We start from the raw sequence: 17,151 nt of genomic DNA on the forward strand, positions 1-17,151 counted from the left end.
GGTCCGCTATTTCTGGCAAGCTGAGCGACATGCGCGTGGCAAGCGGTGACGAGCGCGGCACCACCGAGCATGTCCTCACGTTGCTCGGGCTGCTGCAGCAACGCCAGGTGTGGACCGGCCCCGAGCTCGCCGACCGGCTCGGCGTCACCACCCGCACGGTACGGCGCGATGTCGAGCGGCTGCGCGCGCTCGGTTATCCGGTGCATGCCGACCAGGGCGTCGGCGGCGGTTATCGGCTTGCCGCGGGACAGGACTTGCCCCCGCTGCTTTTCGACGACGAGGAGGCGATCGTCACCGCGGTTTCGCTACTGGCCGGTGCGGGAGGCGCTGTGGTCGGCGCGGGCGACGCCGCACTCCGGGCGCTGGCCAAGCTCGATCGCGTGCTGCCCGCGCGGTTGCGGCACGAAGTGCGCGCGCTCTCCGGCTCGGTGGAGTCTTTCGGGGGTGGTCGCACGCCGGTCGACTCCGCGGCACTGATGGCGCTGGCCAGAGCCTGCCGTGACGAGGTCGAGGTCGGTTTCGACTACCCGTCGGGTAGCGGGGTGCGACGGCGGCGGGCCGAACCCTACCGCCTGGTCGCTTCTGATCGACGCTGGTACCTGCTCGCCTACGACATCGATCGCGATGACTGGCGCAGCTTCCGTGTCGATCGGAGGGTCGATGTGTCCGCCCGACCTGGCGTTTCCGCCCGCGCGCGGCACCCGACGCGGCGACGTACGTGCAGGAGGGTGTGGCGAGCCGGGTCTACCCGCACCAGGCGCGCTTCCTCGTGTACGCCTCGGCCGACACGGTACGTGCGCAGATTCCGGCCGCGGCCGCCGTCGTACGGCGGAGCGGCGCTGATCGCTGCGAGGTGCTCAGTGGCGCGGACAGACTCGACACGGTACTCATGCACGTGCTTCTGCTGGGGCACGACTTCGAAGTGCTCGACCCTCCGGAACTCGGGAAGCGGTGTCGCGTGCTGGCAGAGAGACTGCTGTCGGCAGGCGCGGCGATCGCATCGATGCCGGAGGCGGAAAAGTCATGAGCGCGGCCACGCCCTTGCCCGCAGCTCCGCGTGAGCGGAATGCCGGTTCTGTTAATCGCTTTCCAGAGGCGCCGGACGCAGCGGCGCAATCACCCGATCGACGGCACGGCGGGGAAATGGTCTGCTGTTCGATCGGTTGCTCGATGCCCATCCGGATGTCGAATCCGAACCGACTACGGCTCATGAGAATCCAGCTCGGTCTCGGCCATCCAGTCCGTGGGGCGAACACCCGTTCCGCGATGCCATGACCGGCCCCGCCCGGTTTGCGAGGAGCGAAATCCCGGGCAGGCCTTCGTTCCTCACGTAAGCGCAGGCAGCCCGGCCGGGCATCGAGTCGAGCGGGTCGCGGGCCAACTTCGAGCAAACCCTCGTCTGGGGCGGTGCGAAGACTTAGAGTTATCGGCTATGGGAGGTAGGCATCGAAAAGACCGAGAGCGCGGTCGCCTGGACTCCGGGTCTGTTGCCCAGGTCACGGCCGCGGCGGAGTGTGATCCGGAAAGCGCGACGGCGCGTAGTGGATTCGCTGCGCGGGCGCTGGCTGCGCAGCCGGAGGTTCCGGGATGGATCGTATGGCTGTACGAGCACGCCGGCGAGCAGCTGGCCCGGTTGGAGTACCAGATGCACTATCCGCTCGACTACGGCGGTCCGGACGCCTACACGAGCGAGGAGTGGCTGATCACCCAGCGCGCCTATCTCGCCGAGCGCTCCGCTCGCGCGGCCGAGCGCGCCCGCCGCTTTCACCGCGACCGTCCCGGTGTCGTCTACGCGCACGGCCCGGAGTTGCCCGACGACGAGGAGTTCTATGACGCCTTCGAGTCGGGCCGGGAATGGACCGGTCACTGGTATTCCCGTGACCCGGTCGAAGCGTGGGGACTGTCCGGGGTGCCTGCTTGACCGCACGCGAGACCGATTCGTCTCGCGTGACCCACAAGCCCCCTTTGGGGCCCCGGGGGGTGGAGGGTGCCCACCCCCCGGGTGGGTGGGGCGCCCTCAGGGGGTGGGCACCCGTCACCCAGCTCGGACGGTAGCGGGTTTTCGGCTCCACCATGACGTGATCGACGCCAGAACAACGCCGGGGACCGCCGAACTCGCGCAGGCGACGTCCGCGATCGACGTGGCGAAGCGCTCCACAGGCTCGACGCGGTTACCCGCCGGCTCCGCCCGTCCCGGTGCGACGGGCGTCAAGGCCGGAAGACGGATCGGATGCAGCCTTCCTTCTTGTTCTTGAAGACGTCGTAGCCGTACACCGCGTCTTCCAGCGGCATGTCATGAGTGATCAGGTAGGAGGGGTCGAGGTCGCCTTGCTGGATGTAATCGAACATCCGGGGCACGTATCGCTGGCCGTTCTGCTGTGCGGTCCGGATGGTGAGGCCCTTGTTCGTCACGACGCCCATCGGAAACTTGTCCGTCAGACCGTAGATGCCGAGCACTGAGACGACGCCACCTTTCCGGCACGCGAGAATCGCTTCGCGCAGCGGTGTCGCGCGGTCGGATTCCAGCCGGAGCAACTGTTTGGCCCGGTCGTAGAACTGCTGCAGTCCCGTGCCGTGTCCTTCCATCCCGACGGCATCGATGCAGGCGTCCGGGCCGCGGCCGCCGGTGCTCTCGCGCAAAGTCTCCTGGACGCTGTCGACGGCGGTGTAGTCGATCGTCTCGGCGCCGAACTGCTCGCTCGCCACGCTCAATCGCTCGGGAAAACGATCGATGACGAAGACCCGGTCGGCTCCGAGCAGACGGGCGCTGTGTCCCGCCATCAATCCGACGCCGCCGCTGCCCCACACCGCGACGGTGTCGCCCGGCTGGATGTCACAGAATTCCGCGCCCATCAGACCGGTCGGCACGGCATCGGACAGGAAGAGCGCCTGCTCATCGGTGATGCCCTCCGGGATCGGAAAGCAGTTGACGTCGCCGAAAGGAACGCGGATATATTGCGCGTGAGAGCCCTGATAGCCGCCGAAGGGGTGGGTGTAGCCGTAGATCCCGCCGCTCGGGTAGCCCAGAATCGGCTGTTGGAGTGCGCCGTTCGGGTTGGTGGTGTCGCAGAGGGCGTATAGTTCGTGGTCGCAGTACCAGCACGATGTGCACCCGATGAAGGACGGGACGACGACGCGGTCGCCCACCTTCGTCGAGGTGACTTCGGCTCCGATTTCGACCACCTCACCCATGAACTCGTGTCCGAAGACGTCGCCTTCCCGCATTCCCGGCAGATATCCGTCGATGAAGTGCAGGTCGGAACCACAGGTGGCGGTCAGGCGGACCTGCACGATGACATCGTGCGGGTTGACCAGAACGGGGTCGGGCACGGTTTCCACGGCGAGGTCGTCGACGCCGTTCCAACAGAGCGCATGCATGTCAACTCCTGTTCACCGAGCCGTGGAGCGAGCGCTCGGGTTGTGGGCCAGGGTGGGCATTTCGCCGGTCTGCAGCCGAGCGCGGGCTCGGTAGAGAGCGGTGAACATCCCCGCGCCGGTCAGCAGGTCGGGTAGCGGGGTCCGCGCTCGCATCGTCACTTCGGTACCGAGATCCCGCGGCGCGTCACGGAAGCTGATTTCCAGCTCCAGTCCCTGCGCGGAAGGGGTGTCCTCGTCGGTCGAGCCGACGAACCGGAGGTGCCCGTCCTCCTCGAGCAGCGTGGTCTTCCAGGTGGCGCGTCCGTCGGCGCCCGAGTGCAACGTCCACTCGTAGGTCGACGGTTCGGTCGCTCGGACCTCGGCGACCTCGCCCAGGACCTCCGACAGGTTCTCCGGGTCGCGCCAGAATCGCTCGACCTCGGCTCGTGGACGGGCGATGGTCACGGTTTGGCTGCTCGAGTGGCTGCTCGCCGACTCGATTACTCGCCCCACGAGATCGCTCAGCAAATGTTTGGTCTCATCGATGTAGTGCACGGGGCCTCCTCTCGCTCTCCGGTCCTGGACGCGCGTGAAGTGCCGTTCCCTGTGGTGCGCAGGGCGCAGGTGCTATTCGCAGAGGGAGCGAAGCCATCGCCGCTGCGCACGTCCTATGCGGTCTCGGAGCGGCTACCCGGGGTCGAAAACACCAAACCGGAATCGCCGTTTTTCATTCGAACTCGGTGAGAGCGGTCGGCTGTGGCGATCTTCCACCGTTCCGCGGCGCGTCTGTCCCGGTGCGTCCGATCCGGTGGAAGAGCAGCAGCGCGACGGACAGGTAGGTCGCGGCGATGATCGAATCGACGATTCCTCGGAAGGATTCGCTGCGGTAGAAGCGGTCGAGTGCGGCGATGGTGATGACGCCGGAGCCGAAGAAGTACCCGGCCATGAGGGAGGGCAGCGCGGTGCGCCGAGGGAGGAATGCGGCGATCAGCAGAACGAGGGAGAAGCCGAAATCAGGGGCGGCGAAGATATTGTTCGCGCGGTAGCCGGGATCGAGGATGAGCGTTGCCGGTAACCACAGGCTGACCGGGATGGCGCAGGCTCGGGCGACGTTGATCAGCGTCATGGCGCACTTCCCGACAGGTCGGCATCCATCGGCGAGGCCGGGCGACTCGGCTCGGCGTGCGCGAGGACCGAGGCGACCAGGCCGGGGAATCGAGTATCCAGCTCATCGAGCCGCAGCGTGTTCATGCGCTGGCGACCCTGATCGAACTGGCGGATGATCCCGGCATTGCGAAGCGCCTTGAAGTGGTGACTGAGCGTAGAGGGCGCAATGCCGAGACCGAAGGTGCCGCAGGGTCTATCGCCCCCGTCCAGGAGCGCGCGCACGATACGCCGTCGGGTCGGATCGGCGAGCGCGTGCAGGACGTCGTCGATCGATACGTCATCGATCTTCGGGTGGGTCGCGGACTTCCATCGCCCGAGTGGCATCGCACCTCCGCCGAGTGACATCTCTTCCAGAACTGCCGAAGAGATGCTAGCGCGCCGTACATGTAATCAACAGTGCTCGAAGAGAATTCGGCGAGTCGACATGACATCCGGTGCGCGCCGGTAGCGATCGATGACCCGGCCGAAGAGTCCGATGCCGACCAAGGGTCGATCTCCTGCTCGGACCGCAGGGATCATCGCAGCAGCCGTTGCTCGATCTATACCGGCCATCATCGGTCCGGCGATGTCCAGGATCGGCGAGCCCGCGGTCGTGATGACGTCGCGCGGCGAGAATTCCGCGAAACCCGCCGTGTTTCCGGCGTCGTCCTCGACGGTGCCGGTGAGAGACCAGATGTGCACGAGGCTCGCGTCGGTGGTGGGGGAGCCCTGCGGCGCGTGATCATGGCGTGGAGCAAGGCATCGATGATGGGCCGCGCCGGATATCGGATCGCGGGTGCCGCGTCGGAGCGCCGAACTCTGCCCCATCGTTGCCGATTTCGTCGACCGGACATGAACTTCTCCGTCGAGATTCGTTTCCGGACGAGGCATGGATCCGGATGTGGCTGGAGTTCTCAGTCCAGATTGACGGACCGGGAGTGGTCAGGAAGTCGTCCGAGCCGGTATCCGAACGGCTATTTCGCCACTCAGGTCGTAGTCTCCGGACAGCCGCAGACGGTCTCCGCTCCAGAACCGGCCCGGGTCGTACCAGTCCGGGTTACGGCGTTGGGGGAGCAAGCCCATCGCCTGGTATGTCGCAGCGACGATTTCGGCGCAGTAGGCGTTCTCCAACCCCCGGGCGGCCGACCGGCTCGGCTTGCGGCGGGGAAGGCGTGTGCGGCCGCGCAGCCAGCGTCCCGCCAGACCGGCGGTGGAGGGGAACGGGGTGCCGTCGAGCCGGGCGATGGTGCGCAACACGCTGTCCTCCATCTCCTGGGTGGCAGGAGGGTTCAACTGGCGCAACCAGGCCTGCTGTCCGTAGCGGTGTGCCCACACCAGCACCGCGTCGCGCAAGTTGTGCAACTGGACGCCACGGTGCGCGGATCCCGACCACATGTCCGGAAGCGACCGCCCGAGTTCCGCGTGCCAGATCAGTGCGGGTAGATCGTCGATCACGACGGACATCCCGACATGGTTGACCGGGCTGTTCGTCGTCATCCGGATCACCCGGTCCACTGTCGAATGGCCACGGAAAAGCCAAATGTCACCTGTTCTGGTGACCTCGACCGCTCGGTCGAGACTGATGCCCGTACCCGTCATGGTCGTAGCCTATGCGGTATGAGGTGGTGGAAGGCAGTGGGATTGGCGGGTGCGGCCGGTGTGGTCGCCACCGGTGTCGTGGTGGTGCGCGCCGAGCGCCGCCGCCGCGCCTACACGCCCGACCAGGTCCGGGAACAACTACATGCGCGATTCGCCCAGGCGGCGTCGGCTCGGGAGACAGTCGAACCAACCGCTGCGCAACCGCGAGTACTCTCCCGTGTCACTCGATCCATCCGACGGTTGTTCCGTCGCTGACCTGCCGCGAACGGGTCGGCGGAATATCGCTCGCCGAGGGGCGGATCAGGCTCCGCTATGCCGCGGAGCCTGTCCTTCCCATGCACTGCTCCAGCAATTTCCACGACAACAGCTCGGGCAGCGCGGGATCTTCCGCGCGCCATGCGCGATAGACCCTGTGCACGAGATCCATTCCGGCGAAACCGTACAAGCCGGTGATCCGGGCGCAGTGGTGCTTGTCCGGGCCACCATCGCGGAACTCGACGTCGTAATCGTCGCGGGGTTCCTCGTCGGCGTCCGCGTCCTGGTCACCGCCGTAATCGAGAGGAATCTGGAAGTAGAACTGGCCTGCGGGCTCGCGATCGAGCCTTTCCACTGTCGCGTACGTCCAGCGGGCGTTCAGGCTCGCGACGAGGTCGTGCGCCTCGATGTCGCTCGGATCATCCAGCATCCGTCCGCTCGCATCGAATGCTCGAAGTCTCGGTGCCGTCACGCGCACGATCGTAGTTCGGGGCCGGTGGGAACGACGTGGACGAAACCCGCCGGGCCACCTGTCGCGCAGCGTCGCTTCTGCGCAGTGATTCACCCGTCAGAGGTGAATCCGATTCTGCTGGGCGCTTCATACACTGCCCTGTGCCCACCGAAGAGCCATCCGGAGAGGGGAGAGCAATGGCAACACCCACCGCGTCCGGTCTGCTGTCGCCAGAAGAGTTCAGGAGCCTCCTCGACGCCATCCGTGCCCATAGCAGAGCGGCAACAGAATCCATTGCGGCCGGCCACGGTGCGCTGCCCGCCTACCCGCTACCCGATCACCTTGAACCGGCGCGGCTGGATCGACTACCGCAGCCGGTCCGGGATGTCTTCGACGACTTCGGACGCGCGCCCATGCGAGATCAACTCCTCGACAACGAACAGAGACTCGCTCCCGCCGCCGATAGGTGCGCGAGTGGCCGGATGAGCAGAGCGGATTTCGCAGACCTGATCGCTCGGCAAATCGCGGACGACAAGACGCGGTTCCACGCGACCACGGATGATCTGACGACGAGGTTGTGCGACCTCGGCGACGAATATCCCGACAGCCGTGTCACCATCGTGAACGCGATGGAAAGCTACCTCGAGTTCGCACCCGGGCTCTGGAACCAGGTGTACGACTACCTCATCGAGTTGGAACAGGACTGCCGGCAACTGTGGCCGGGCGTCCCGTCCTACTTCGACGGCTTCCGGAACGAGGTGGAAGAGTTCTTCGTGGGCCTCACGAGCTGATCCGAACCCCGCAGGTGGGGCCGTCGGCCGGAGCGCTCGTCACTGCCGCGCCGGACAGCGCCTACGCTGGATCAGCCGTTCTCGTGGCGGCGCCGCGGTGGTCCGTACCACTGGCAGATCAGAAGAGCCAGTTCGATGTCGAGTCTGTCGTCGGCGATCGGTTTGCCGCGCCGCGACAATGCCCGTCCCACTCGATATTTCACCGAGTTGTAGTGCAGGTCGAGTTCTGCCGCTGCGGCTGTGTAACTCGAACCGGCGCGCAGGAATACTTGGAGCGTCTCGCGCAGCCGTGCGTCGTTCTCGTCGGCGGAGGCCAGGTCGCCGAGCACCTCGCCGACCCATTCCCAGACCTCCGCGATTCTGCCACCGAGTAGAGCAGCGACCGACAATCCGGAGTCACCGGCCGCGGTGATGCGCTGTTCGCCATCCGCCCGGGCCAGCGCGACCGCGCGGGCGTTCAAAGCAAGGTGATGAGACCGGCGGAACCCTGCCAAACCAGGCGCCATTGTTCCGATCGCCACCCATGGCGCATCCGGCTGTGTGGCCGCGAAACCCCGGACACTGTCGACCGCGTCGGGTTGCGCCGAACGGTAGGGCAGCCACGCCCAGCCGCTCATCTGATCGTCGGCGACGAACAGGGCGCTCGCGGAGGTTCGCGCTGTCTCGGCCGATTCACGGACGAATCGTTGCAGCTCGGGCAGTCTGTCACCGTAGGACCCGGTATCGGGGTACCAGACGATGAGTGCCAGATGGTGCCAACGCAGCGGATAGCGAATCTGGTCGATCGTGCGGTCGATGTCGACGCCCTTCTTGCCCGCCAGTAGCTCGCGCACGCGCAACGCGCGCACACTGTTGCGAGTTTCCAACCACTGCTCGCGCTCTTCTTCGTAGGCGGCGACGACCTGCTGGATGATGTGGTCGAGGTACTGGAACAGCCTGGTGCTGATCGCGCGTCCGACGAGAAAGCGATCCGCAGGCGATATATCGGCAGCCTGTATTTCGGCGAATATCAGTTCGGTTGCCCGCCGCTGGCCGAGGTGATAGGCCCGAACCAGGGTATTGAGCGGGACGCCGTGCTGAGCCAACCGCCTGGTGTATTCGATCGCTGCCGAAGGCAGGTATATCCGTGACACCGAAATATCGTGGCGCAACGCGTGCAGTAGTGTGTCGACGTTGCCCTGCACGCTGGCCCGGAGCAGTTCGATGGTGGGAACATCGGCACCCAGTTCGGGTATATCGTCCCCGAGTCCGCGGTAGATGCTCGCGCTGATGTCCGCCACCCGCTCGGTCATGCGGGCGGCGATTCTTGCGACGATACGGTCGGGCTCGATATCGCCGTTGCGACGAGAACCCGTCACCATTCGATAGTAGTTACCTCGTCGTGGAGCGGGCACGCCGCATGCGAGCCCGATACTGTCTCGTGGCGACAAAGCAGGCGAAGAATTTGATCGATTCGCGACGGTGCCGACCCGCGCAGTGGTTCCTACCGTGGTCAGCATTCCCCCTACACCGTTGCTGGAGGATGTCGCATGACGCTTTCTACCGTCCCGGACCGTCGCGCCGTCGCCGCGCCGTACGCTCCCGCGCTTGCCGATGACAGCAACCAACTCGACAACGCCGGATTTCTGGCCGCCGTGCGGCGTGCCGCGGCGGGCTTGCGCGCCGCGCGCGTCACGACCGGCGATGTTGTCGCCATCATGCTGCCTGACAGCATCGAGCTGTTGGTGTCGCTGTTCGCCACCTGGCGTTCGGGTGCCACGGCCAGCCTGGTCGACCCGTTGCTGACCGACTCGGAGACCAGTCGGCGGATCGCGGAGGCGGGCGCCGAGATCCTCATCGCGCAGCGCTCACTGGCGGATACCCTGTCGGTTCGAACTGTCACCTCGGTCCGAGAACTCTGCGTCGCAGAACCCGGCGCCACCGAAGCAGCGCCGCCCAGCCCGGAGGCACCGGCGCTGATCACATACGGCGGAGGCAGCAAACGCACCGTGCTCGACCACCGGAACCTCGAGGCCATGTGCCGGCTGGTGATCGAGGTCTTCGCCTTGACCGACACCGAGCACAGCCTGTCGATCATGCCTATGTGGCAGATGAGCGGCATCTTGGTGGGAGCCTTGTCACCGCTGGTCGCTGGGGGGCGCGCCACTGTGGGGGGTGCCGTAGACCCGAGAACGTTCCTGGAACGAATCGAGCGCACCCGACCCACCTACTTCTCTGCGGTGCCCAGCCTGTACGCAGCGCTGTCCGAGCTGCCCGGACGGATTCCGAGAACGATCTCGTCCGTCCGGTTCGCCATCTGCTGCGCGGCGCCGGCCGGGATCGAATTGAAAACGGAGTTCGAAGACCGCTATGGCATACCGATCGTCAATGGATACGGCTTGAGCCAGGTCATCGCGCGAGCGCACTCGATCGGTTCCCCGGCATCCGCTTGAACGGGCAGCCCGATGACACCCTGTTGTAATTTCTGTAGGTCCGCTTTCGTCGGGAGGGCCGGGCAAGACGCCATAATCGCGACCTGCGGTACACCGGATTCCCTCGGCTCGTCCGCTGGGTTCGGCGTGACGGTTCGACTGGCCGAATCGGCAGCATTCCACAGCTGGGCAGAGCTGGGGATGCGACCGGCGCCACCACACTATGGTGAGGCGGTGGCACTCGAGTCAGGTGAACAGTTCGCGGGATTCGTCGTGCGGGCCCGGTTGGGGCACGGCGGCAGCAGCGAGGTGTACCTGGCCGAGGACCCCGCACGGTCGCGGCCGGTGTCACTGAAGATCTTGGGTCCGGACGACAGTCGGTCAGCCGTGGCGCGTGCGCGATTCGTGCACGAATTCGAGATCCTCTCCGCCTTGCGGCACCCCGACATCGTGCGGATGTACGCCCACGGCGAATGCGACGGAAGACTGTGGTCGGCGCGCGAGTACGTGGCAGGCACGACGGGGGCGGCATTGGTGCGCATGCCCCACCAGCACCCGAACCTGCCCCGGGTACTGCACATGCTGACCCATATGGCGGCAGGGCTGGATTTCGCGCACGCCAACCATGTCCTGCATCTCGACGTGAAACCGGCGAATGTGTTGCTCGGCGCCGACGACCCGGCGACGGTGAAGATCTCGGACTTCGATCAGGCCCGGTGGTTGAACCGGCCCGAACCACCATTGGCCACTGATGGTTTCATCGTGGCGTCGGTGCCGTATGCCGCGCCGGAACTGCTGCGGGCGGGCACGGTGTCCCCGGCGACCGATCAGTACTCGCTGGCCTGCGCGGCCGTCGAACTGCTCACCGGCCTCCCGCCGTTCCCAAACCCGAACCTCATGGCCACCGCGGAGGCCCACCTGCACGACGCACCCCCCGACATCTCCGAACGCCATCACTGGATTCCGCGTGAGGTTGACGCGATCCTGCACCGGTCGCTCGCCAAGAAGCCCGGCACCCGTTACGACTCGTGCTCCGAACCCATCCGACTGCTCACCGAGGCACTGCGCGACGTCGATCCACGCCCCTTCGCCCCGTTGCTGAACCGCGTGAAGTCGATATTCGGCCGATCGCCCCGCCGACAGGCGCGGTCGCGTACCCCACGATGACGTTTCGATCGCCGATCGGCAGCGGCCTCCATGTGACGGGGGAGCATTGCCGTCGCCTCGAATGCCGGTCCGATATTTCGCGCGAGTCCGGTGAAGTCGACCGCGTGCGCCCCGGGAAGGTGACCGTCGGGGGTCCGGGCAGACCGGGAGCCAGTGGGCCGGGAACTGTCGGATCCCGCATTGTTTCCGATCCCGCACACCGGGTACCGCCCGTGGGTCATCGAGAGAAAGGGAGTGATGCAAGATGCGCAAGACCATCGCGATCCCATTGACCGCTTTGACCCTCACGCTCGGCGGGGTAGGGGTAGCCGAAGCAGCCCCCATCCCTTCGCCATCACCGCTGGCCCAGGACATCCACGTTGATGACGACAGCAGTGACAAGACCGGCCTGTGGGGCTTGCTGGGCCTCCTCGGGCTCGCCGGTTTGACCGGCCTGGCTCGCCGCAAGGACAACCGCACCGTTCCCACCACCGGCACCCACCCCCGCCAGCCCTGACATAGCGCGACCCGTGGGGCCCCTGTCACGCGACAGGGGCCCCACCGGTGTGTGCGCCGATGCGGCCGAGTCCGCGGACTGGCACACCCGCCTGGTCAGCGAGGTGCCAGTGCCGGGTGTCCGACTTCGGCGGCTGTCAGCTTCCCCCTACCCCGAGGGCGGTCAGCAGTACCAGTACCACCGTTGTGACGGCGAAGACGCCGTGACCGGCGACGACCGCAACGGGGAAGTGGCTTTCGGCAGTCTGCTGTGCGCCGGCCGGAGCCCGAGTCTGCGGTGGACCGGCCGCGGCCCGTTCGCGGTACACCGGCAGCCAGCGAGCCAGCATGAAGAAGCCGAGCAGGGCTACCGGGATCAGGAGGACGAATGCCGTCCACGCCAGCGCGTCCTCGTCGACGACGAGGTAGATGATCCAGACGATCAAACCCGCGACGGCCAGCAGGAAGTGGCCGAATACCACCGGGGGCGGCAGTTGAGTCGTACCCTGCTCCCGAGTGCCGCCTTTCGAGATCCACGAGGCGAGCAGGACGAATCCGCCTCCTGCGGTGAGCAGCCAGGTGATCAATGCCGCGATGGCCATGACGATCTCCTTTCGGTCGGAACGGATGGGGATCAGCGCCGGAAGCCCGCGGCTTGGCTCGCCTCGTCGGCCACGCGGACGCCGTAGTGGTAGGCCAGCTTTCCGCCGAGGTAGCCCGACACGCCCAAGGCCACGAGGCTGATCGCCGACAGCAGGAGCGGACCGAGCGCCACGGGACCGTGCGGACCGTCGCCCGCTCGGCGCCACAGGAAGCCGATCGCGAAGGCGACCGTGACGGCTATGTTCAGGCTCATGTGCAGCAGACCTGTTCGGAACGCCGGGGTGCCGCTCGGGATCGCCAACAGGTCCAGGAATCCGACGGCGGCCGCGGCCACCGCGCCGAGCACGCCGATCGCGATCAACCACAGCGCGCCCTGCGCGAGGAAGTCCGGATCGTCCACGATCCGTGAACCGATGTCGAACACCAGGCTCGCCACCCAGGTGCCGATCGGCACGGTGACCAGGATCGGGTGGAAAGGATGCCCGTAGGGGCCTGCCAGCAGCCCGCTGACCGGGCGCTTGGCCTGTTGTGGATCACTGGTCACGACAACCTCCGAACTGATCGCGGCTGTGTCTCTCCGGGGTAGCGGCGGCGGGTGGAGCGAACGTCTCGGCTGGAGGGAGATACCCACCGCGTTCCGAATCACCCCCGGCTTTACCGGTGATTGATCGAGGTCGGCGGTGCTTGCGGCCGGCACCGGGGTGCCGGGCGGGGTTCCGCGCCGGCGAGGTGAGTACCACGGAGGCGCCGACAGCCGCAGCATGAGCAGCGCGACGAGCGATGGGTGACCGAGGATCGCTGGCGGAGTTTGCGCGTATGCGTCGGCAGGCTCGGTGCACGCCGATTTCTGGGCATGAACCAGGCGACGGTGCCGGGGACCGCTTTCGGTCGAAGTCAGTAGGCGAGGGGATAGTCCTCGTCGGGGAGCGGCGTGAGCAGCGACTGATCGATACGGTCGGCGATACCAGCGGTGTCGAACGCGGTACGAATGCGTTCGGCCAGCGGTGTGAGCGTCGTGGTGTCGAGTCCGAAGTCGTGGTCGGCATGGTAGGCGAGGACGTCTTGCTCGGCGTAGTCGGCGTCGTTGCTCCTGGGGAAGGCGGACATGACGAATCTCCTTTCGTTCTGCTGACCGGTGGTACGGACCCAGGCCGGGGGAGGGCCCTGTGTCCCTCCCCCGGCCTGGAGAAGAGTGACGTGACTACGAGCAGGTTGTCCCTGCGGCGATGCCGTCCTCCCTGCCATGCCGCATGATGCGGCGGTGCGCGCGGAGCAGGGTCGCACGCTGTGCTCGAATGCGCCTGGCGCAGGGGCGGCGACGGCTCGCCGCGGAACTCCTTTCCATCAGTCGAATCCGGGCATCACCTCCCTTCTTTACGTCGTCGTATGCGGCTCGGCGGAGGAGCGCGTTGGCTGGCACGCCCCGCCCCGGGCCGCCTCCCAGGCGTTCCCACCGGGTCCTGGCCGGGTCGCGGGCTCGGCGTGCGCCGTGAGCGCGGCGCCGGGACCGAAGGGTATGGCCGCCCGCGCATACGGTCGCGGGCTTCGCACAGAATCGCGTCCACCTCGGCGAACAGCTGCTCCAGGTCGGGATCGAGCAGCCAGGCGTCGAACTCGTCGATCGACTGCGTGCTCGGAGCGGAACCGGTCATGACGGTGCCTCCCGCCGCAGCGTTCAGGCGTCGATCGCCTGGTGCCCGTCGCCGCGCCCGATGGCGATCTTGCGCGGCTTGGCCCTTTCCGCGATCGGAATCGTCAGCCGGAGTACGCCGTCGGCATAGTCGGCACGGACCTGGTCGGTATCGAAGTTGTCGCCCAGGAACAGTTGGCGGCTGAACTCGCCTCGAGGGCGTTCCGTGGCGATCATCTCGCGCTGTGCGTCGAGTTCCGGTCGGCGTGCGCGGACGGTCACGACGTCGCGCTCGACGTCCAGTCCGAGGGAATCACGGTCAATGCCGGGAGCGTCGATCTCGACGACGAACTGGTCGCCCTCGCGCCAGGCGTCCATCGGCAGTACTGCGGGGCCCGCCGCTGTGCCGAACACCTGCTGCGTCAGACGTTCCAGATCGCGGAACGGATCGGTGCGCATCAGCATGGTCGTCACCTCCAACTCACTCTATCCTGAATAGAACGAATCAGATTAAGTGTGTCACCAGACATAGATTCTTATAGCACTGATGTCGGTGCTGCGCAAGGGTTCAGTGGAGAAAACTTCCTGTGGACCCGGGCTCGGCCAGTCGAACTTCGGCCGGATCACCACCTTTCGGTCGGACCCGCTGGTTCGGGCGAAGTGTCGAGCGATGGGATGGTTCGGGAAGCAGCTCGGCGGGGCGCGTCGTGAGGTTGGTCGCCCGGTCCGCGCAGTCAGTCCGATTCCATCGCAAGGTCGTGGTCGAGGAAGTCCGCGACGAGCGGGGCGATCTCGCGTAGGTGGGTTTCCAGGGCGAAGTGGCCGGTGTCGAACAGGTGAAGTCGCGCCTCGGGTAGATCGGCCAGGTAGGCGTGCGCTCCGGGCGCCGGGAAGAATGGGTCGTTCGCGCCCCAGACGATCAGTGTGGGCGGGGTGTGTCGCCGCAGCCACGACTGCCATCCGGGATAGGCGCGGACGTTGGAGTGGTAGTCGAAGGCCAGTTCGACCTGCGCCCGCGTTCGTCCCGGTTGGTCGAGATAGTACTGGTCCAATGTCCAGCCATCCGGTGCGAGCAGTGCGGGCTCGGCGACGCCTCCCTCGTACTGGCCGCGAGTGCCTTCGAGGGTGAGCAGTCGGCGGATGGTGTCGTGCGCCCCGTCCTGGTCGGGGCGCAGGCCGATGAACTCGCGGGCGCCCTGCGACAGCCCGGATTCGTAGGCGTTGCCGTTCTGGATCACCAGCCCGGTGATCCACTCGGGATGGCGCACCGCCAGCCGGAAACCCACCGGTGCTCCGAAGTCGAAGACGTACATCGCGAATCGTGACAGTCCCAGCTTTTGGACGAAACCTTCGGTGATATCGGCAAGCCTGTCGAAGCGGTACTCGAAATCCGCGGGGGTGATGGTGTTTCCGAAGCCCGGATAGTCGGGCGCGATCAGTCGGTAGTCGTTGCCGAGCGCATCGATGAGGCGGCGGAACTGGTGAGAGGCCGAGGGGAAGCCGTGGAGCAGCAGGAGGGTCGGCGCGTTCGGGCGCTGCGGGACGGACTCCCGGTAGAACACCGCGACACCGTCGACGTCGAGGTGGCGGTGCAGGACCAGTGGCAGTTCATTCATTATTCACATGCTTTCTTTCGCGAGGTCACATTAGTGATACTCCGATTGGTTCTAATGCGTCAACCTGATGAGTTAGCATTAGTGCATGCGTGATCTCGAACCGCTGATCGGCGAACCACTGGCTCTGGACCTGGTCAACACCCGACCCCTCGGGGCCGATCTATTGAGCACGCCCCAGCAACTCGCCGCCTGGCTGGACCTGCAGAACGGCCGCCTGTCGGAATCGCTCTCCTCGCCGGCCGGCGAGGACCTCGCCGCTGTGCGGGCGGTGCGTGAGTACCTGACCGCCGCGGTCGAGGCACTACTGCGAGGGGAGCGCCCGCCTGCGGCGGCATTGCGCGGACTGGAGGACGCCCGAGAGGCGGCCCCGGTCACCCGTCACCTCGACTGGAACGGCAACGCGGTCATCGCAATCGCTCGCCGCGCCGGAGACCCCGGTGCACGCGTGGCCGCGGAGCTCGCCGACTCGGCGATCGACCTGCTCACCGACCCGCGCATCTCCCAGCTCAAACGCTGCGCCGCCGATGATTGCGTAATGCTGTTCCTGCCCACCCATCCGCGCAGGCAATGGTGCTCACCCGATCGATGTGGCAACCGCGCACGGGTCGCGCGCTACTACCAGCGCCAGAAGTCACGTTCGACCCGGGACCGGGACGCCGGGGGCTCCGATCAATAACGTCCTCGACCACGCACGGCTGTCGTCATACCGCAGGCGTATCCGCAGCCATCGGATCGGGCGGCAGGTGACAAGAACGAGAAGCGTCAGCAGTGGCCGGTCAAGCGGATCGAGGCCCTGACCACCCCACCGCGCGAGCAGCCTGGACCACGTATTCGCTGACCGGTCCGGTCGACCACAAGTGATGTCGGACGCCGGAGCGTGCGGCGGCGATCCCGGATGCGGTCGCCGCCACACGGATGAGTTCAACGGCAGTGCTCTGGACGACCGTTCACCGGCAGCTCGGCGTGGCAACAGCCGTGCGCCGGCTGGTGTCTCGTCATCGATCGCACACTCACCGGACACCGGGTTCGTCGGCGAGGTAGGGCGGTGCCGGGTCATAGTGGATTTCGCGACGCACCGCCCGCGCGTGCGCGCGGCCGTGGAGTTGGCCGACGAGCCACAGCGCGCTGTCGATGCCAGCCGAGACACCTTGACTGGTGAGGATGTTGCCGTCGATGACGTATCGTGCGTCTCGGACGACGGTGACGTCTCCGAGCGCTTCGAGTTCGTCCTCGTGCTTCCAGTGGGTGGCGACGCGGCGTCCCCGGGCTGGGCCGGCGGCGTGGAGCAGGAACGCTCCGGTGCAGACGCTGACAACCCACGCGGCATCTGCGGCTGTCCGGGCGATCCATTCGGTGACGACGGTGTTGTACGGCTCCACCTTTCGTGCGCCGCGCCCGCCCGGGATCAGCAGTACGTCCAGCGGTGGATGATCGTCGAGTGTGTGGTCCGGCAGGACACGGAGTCCTTTGCTGAATCGGACCGGCTCGGGCCGTTCGGCTATCAGGACGGCGCGGTCGGTGTCGTCGCGCAGGATCGCCGATGTGGTGAACACTTCCCAGGGGCCTGCGAAGTCGAGTTCTTCGGCGTTGTCGAAGATGAGAACTCCGTACGTTGTCATGGTTGCCTCTCGGTCGGCTCGGGGGAAGCGGC

21 protein-coding genes and 1 pseudogene are annotated in these 17,151 nt (G+C 66.5%); 8 read left to right on the forward strand and 14 right to left on the reverse strand.

The window, feature by feature from the left end:
- Positions 1 to 29 precede the first annotated feature (29 nt).
- Both M8859_RS21030 and M8859_RS21035 read left to right on the forward strand, forming a co-directional pair.
- Positions 30 to 1,027 (forward strand): annotated as a pseudogene (locus M8859_RS21030) (helix-turn-helix transcriptional regulator).
- Between the two features lie 405 nt (positions 1,028 to 1,432).
- Positions 1,433 to 1,921, forward strand: coding sequence for a hypothetical protein (locus M8859_RS21035; RefSeq protein ID WP_159930208.1), 489 nt, complete (start codon positions 1,433 to 1,435; stop codon positions 1,919 to 1,921).
- Between the two features lie 287 nt (positions 1,922 to 2,208).
- Here M8859_RS21035 and M8859_RS21040 read toward each other — a convergent pair whose 3' ends face one another.
- The 6 genes from M8859_RS21040 to M8859_RS21065 all read right to left on the reverse strand — a co-directional run bounded on the left by M8859_RS21040 (position 2,209) and on the right by M8859_RS21065 (position 6,102).
- A complete protein-coding gene (locus M8859_RS21040; protein WP_159930207.1) occupies positions 2,209 to 3,378 on the reverse strand; it encodes a zinc-dependent alcohol dehydrogenase in 1,170 nt (389 codons plus the stop codon).
- Positions 3,379 to 3,390: 12 nt separating this feature from the next.
- Positions 3,391 to 3,912, reverse strand: coding sequence for an SRPBCC family protein (locus tag M8859_RS21045; RefSeq protein WP_159930206.1), 522 nt, complete (start codon positions 3,910 to 3,912; stop codon positions 3,391 to 3,393).
- Between the two features lie 172 nt (positions 3,913 to 4,084).
- Positions 4,085 to 4,483, reverse strand: a complete 399-nt coding sequence (locus tag M8859_RS21050; RefSeq protein ID WP_249644743.1) for a hypothetical protein — start codon at positions 4,481 to 4,483, stop codon at positions 4,085 to 4,087.
- Positions 4,480 to 4,869 (reverse strand): ArsR/SmtB family transcription factor, encoded by a 390-nt coding sequence (locus M8859_RS21055; protein ID WP_308221217.1) that lies wholly within the window; start codon positions 4,867 to 4,869, stop codon positions 4,480 to 4,482. Before M8859_RS21055 ends, M8859_RS21050 begins: the two co-directional genes overlap by 4 nt.
- A gap of 45 nt (positions 4,870 to 4,914) precedes the next feature.
- Positions 4,915 to 5,331, reverse strand: coding sequence for a hypothetical protein (locus M8859_RS21060; protein WP_249644744.1), 417 nt, complete (start codon positions 5,329 to 5,331; stop codon positions 4,915 to 4,917).
- A 114-nt stretch (positions 5,332 to 5,445) separates the two neighbouring features.
- Positions 5,446 to 6,102, reverse strand: coding sequence for a hypothetical protein (locus M8859_RS21065; RefSeq protein ID WP_159930202.1), 657 nt, complete (start codon positions 6,100 to 6,102; stop codon positions 5,446 to 5,448).
- Positions 6,103 to 6,120: 18 nt separating this feature from the next.
- On the opposite strand from M8859_RS21065, the gene M8859_RS21070 reads away from it, so the two are divergent.
- A complete protein-coding gene (locus M8859_RS21070) occupies positions 6,121 to 6,357 on the forward strand; it encodes a hypothetical protein (RefSeq protein WP_159930201.1) in 237 nt (78 codons plus the stop codon).
- A 55-nt stretch (positions 6,358 to 6,412) separates the two neighbouring features.
- On the opposite strand, the gene M8859_RS21075 is transcribed toward M8859_RS21070, so the two are convergent.
- Positions 6,413 to 6,829 (reverse strand): hypothetical protein, encoded by a 417-nt coding sequence (locus M8859_RS21075; RefSeq protein ID WP_249644745.1) that lies wholly within the window; start codon positions 6,827 to 6,829, stop codon positions 6,413 to 6,415.
- 176 nt (positions 6,830 to 7,005) lie between these two features.
- On the opposite strand from M8859_RS21075, the gene M8859_RS21080 reads away from it, so the two are divergent.
- The gene (locus M8859_RS21080) at positions 7,006 to 7,599 is read left to right on the forward strand and encodes a hypothetical protein (protein WP_223514577.1); all 594 of its coding nucleotides are present in this window, start codon (positions 7,006 to 7,008) and stop codon (positions 7,597 to 7,599) included.
- Between the two features lie 71 nt (positions 7,600 to 7,670).
- Here the strand turns inward: M8859_RS21080 and M8859_RS21085 are convergent, their stop codons facing one another.
- A complete protein-coding gene (locus tag M8859_RS21085; protein WP_249644746.1) occupies positions 7,671 to 8,957 on the reverse strand; it encodes a PucR family transcriptional regulator in 1,287 nt (428 codons plus the stop codon).
- Between the two features lie 171 nt (positions 8,958 to 9,128).
- Between M8859_RS21085 and M8859_RS21090 the strand changes: the two genes are divergently transcribed.
- The 3 genes from M8859_RS21090 (at position 9,129) to M8859_RS21100 (ending at position 11,673) form a co-directional block, all read left to right on the forward strand.
- A complete protein-coding gene (locus M8859_RS21090; RefSeq protein ID WP_223514581.1) occupies positions 9,129 to 10,031 on the forward strand; it encodes an AMP-binding protein in 903 nt (300 codons plus the stop codon).
- Between the two features lie 213 nt (positions 10,032 to 10,244).
- Complete coding sequence (locus M8859_RS21095; protein WP_159930196.1) at positions 10,245 to 11,177, forward strand: serine/threonine-protein kinase; 933 nt, start codon at positions 10,245 to 10,247, stop codon at positions 11,175 to 11,177.
- Positions 11,178 to 11,421: 244 nt separating this feature from the next.
- Complete coding sequence (locus tag M8859_RS21100; RefSeq protein ID WP_195141055.1) at positions 11,422 to 11,673, forward strand: WGxxGxxG family protein; 252 nt, start codon at positions 11,422 to 11,424, stop codon at positions 11,671 to 11,673.
- Between the two features lie 136 nt (positions 11,674 to 11,809).
- Here M8859_RS21100 and M8859_RS21105 read toward each other — a convergent pair whose 3' ends face one another.
- From M8859_RS21105 to M8859_RS21125, 5 genes are all read right to left on the reverse strand, one after another.
- On the reverse strand, positions 11,810 to 12,253 hold the full coding sequence (locus M8859_RS21105; RefSeq protein ID WP_249644747.1) for a hypothetical protein: 444 nt from the start codon (positions 12,251 to 12,253) through the stop codon (positions 11,810 to 11,812).
- A 32-nt stretch (positions 12,254 to 12,285) separates the two neighbouring features.
- Positions 12,286 to 12,798 carry a DUF2231 domain-containing protein gene (locus tag M8859_RS21110; protein ID WP_249644748.1) on the reverse strand — a complete coding sequence of 171 codons (513 nt, stop codon included), beginning with the start codon at positions 12,796 to 12,798 and terminating at the stop codon, positions 12,286 to 12,288.
- 350 nt (positions 12,799 to 13,148) lie between these two features.
- Positions 13,149 to 13,361 carry an Rv3202a family protein gene (locus M8859_RS21115; RefSeq protein ID WP_249644749.1) on the reverse strand — a complete coding sequence of 71 codons (213 nt, stop codon included), beginning with the start codon at positions 13,359 to 13,361 and terminating at the stop codon, positions 13,149 to 13,151.
- A 568-nt stretch (positions 13,362 to 13,929) separates the two neighbouring features.
- A complete protein-coding gene (locus M8859_RS21120) occupies positions 13,930 to 14,349 on the reverse strand; it encodes an Hsp20/alpha crystallin family protein (protein WP_159930224.1) in 420 nt (139 codons plus the stop codon).
- A gap of 269 nt (positions 14,350 to 14,618) precedes the next feature.
- On the reverse strand, positions 14,619 to 15,500 hold the full coding sequence (locus M8859_RS21125) for an alpha/beta fold hydrolase (protein ID WP_249644750.1): 882 nt from the start codon (positions 15,498 to 15,500) through the stop codon (positions 14,619 to 14,621).
- An 85-nt stretch (positions 15,501 to 15,585) separates the two neighbouring features.
- Between M8859_RS21125 and M8859_RS21130 the strand changes: the two genes are divergently transcribed.
- Entirely contained in the window at positions 15,586 to 16,176 is a 591-nt protein-coding gene (locus tag M8859_RS21130; protein WP_249644751.1) for a CGNR zinc finger domain-containing protein, read from the forward strand.
- A gap of 334 nt (positions 16,177 to 16,510) precedes the next feature.
- On the opposite strand, the gene M8859_RS21135 is transcribed toward M8859_RS21130, so the two are convergent.
- Positions 16,511 to 17,119, reverse strand: coding sequence for a DJ-1/PfpI family protein (locus tag M8859_RS21135; protein ID WP_249644752.1), 609 nt, complete (start codon positions 17,117 to 17,119; stop codon positions 16,511 to 16,513).
- Positions 17,120 to 17,151 lie beyond the last annotated feature (32 nt).

The sequence above is a fragment of the Nocardia sputi genome, assembly GCF_023501985.1.

What these genes read in the sequence shown, in the direction of transcription:
- M8859_RS21130 (WP_249644751.1), top strand. Translation starts at nt 15,586, where the DNA reads ATGCGTGATCTCGAACCGCTGATCGGCGAACCACTGGCTCTGGACCTG.
- M8859_RS21060 (WP_249644744.1), bottom strand. Translation starts at nt 5,331, where the DNA reads ATGGGGCAGAGTTCGGCGCTCCGACGCGGCACCCGCGATCCGATATCC.
- M8859_RS21070 (WP_159930201.1), top strand. Translation starts at nt 6,121, where the DNA reads ATGAGGTGGTGGAAGGCAGTGGGATTGGCGGGTGCGGCCGGTGTGGTC.
- M8859_RS21100 (WP_195141055.1), top strand. Translation starts at nt 11,422, where the DNA reads ATGCGCAAGACCATCGCGATCCCATTGACCGCTTTGACCCTCACGCTC.
- M8859_RS21105 (WP_249644747.1), bottom strand. Translation starts at nt 12,253, where the DNA reads ATGGCCATCGCGGCATTGATCACCTGGCTGCTCACCGCAGGAGGCGGA.
- M8859_RS21035 (WP_159930208.1), top strand. Translation starts at nt 1,433, where the DNA reads ATGGGAGGTAGGCATCGAAAAGACCGAGAGCGCGGTCGCCTGGACTCC.
- M8859_RS21050 (WP_249644743.1), bottom strand. Translation starts at nt 4,483, where the DNA reads ATGACGCTGATCAACGTCGCCCGAGCCTGCGCCATCCCGGTCAGCCTG.
- M8859_RS21125 (WP_249644750.1), bottom strand. Translation starts at nt 15,500, where the DNA reads ATGAATGAACTGCCACTGGTCCTGCACCGCCACCTCGACGTCGACGGT.
- M8859_RS21135 (WP_249644752.1), bottom strand. Translation starts at nt 17,119, where the DNA reads ATGACAACGTACGGAGTTCTCATCTTCGACAACGCCGAAGAACTCGAC.
- M8859_RS21065 (WP_159930202.1), bottom strand. Translation starts at nt 6,102, where the DNA reads ATGACGGGTACGGGCATCAGTCTCGACCGAGCGGTCGAGGTCACCAGA.
- M8859_RS21080 (WP_223514577.1), top strand. Translation starts at nt 7,006, where the DNA reads ATGGCAACACCCACCGCGTCCGGTCTGCTGTCGCCAGAAGAGTTCAGG.
- M8859_RS21055 (WP_308221217.1), bottom strand. Translation starts at nt 4,869, where the DNA reads ATGTCACTCGGCGGAGGTGCGATGCCACTCGGGCGATGGAAGTCCGCG.
- M8859_RS21040 (WP_159930207.1), bottom strand. Translation starts at nt 3,378, where the DNA reads ATGCATGCGCTCTGTTGGAACGGCGTCGACGACCTCGCCGTGGAAACC.
- M8859_RS21120 (WP_159930224.1), bottom strand. Translation starts at nt 14,349, where the DNA reads ATGCTGATGCGCACCGATCCGTTCCGCGATCTGGAACGTCTGACGCAG.
- M8859_RS21090 (WP_223514581.1), top strand. Translation starts at nt 9,129, where the DNA reads ATGACGCTTTCTACCGTCCCGGACCGTCGCGCCGTCGCCGCGCCGTAC.
- M8859_RS21115 (WP_249644749.1), bottom strand. Translation starts at nt 13,361, where the DNA reads ATGTCCGCCTTCCCCAGGAGCAACGACGCCGACTACGCCGAGCAAGAC.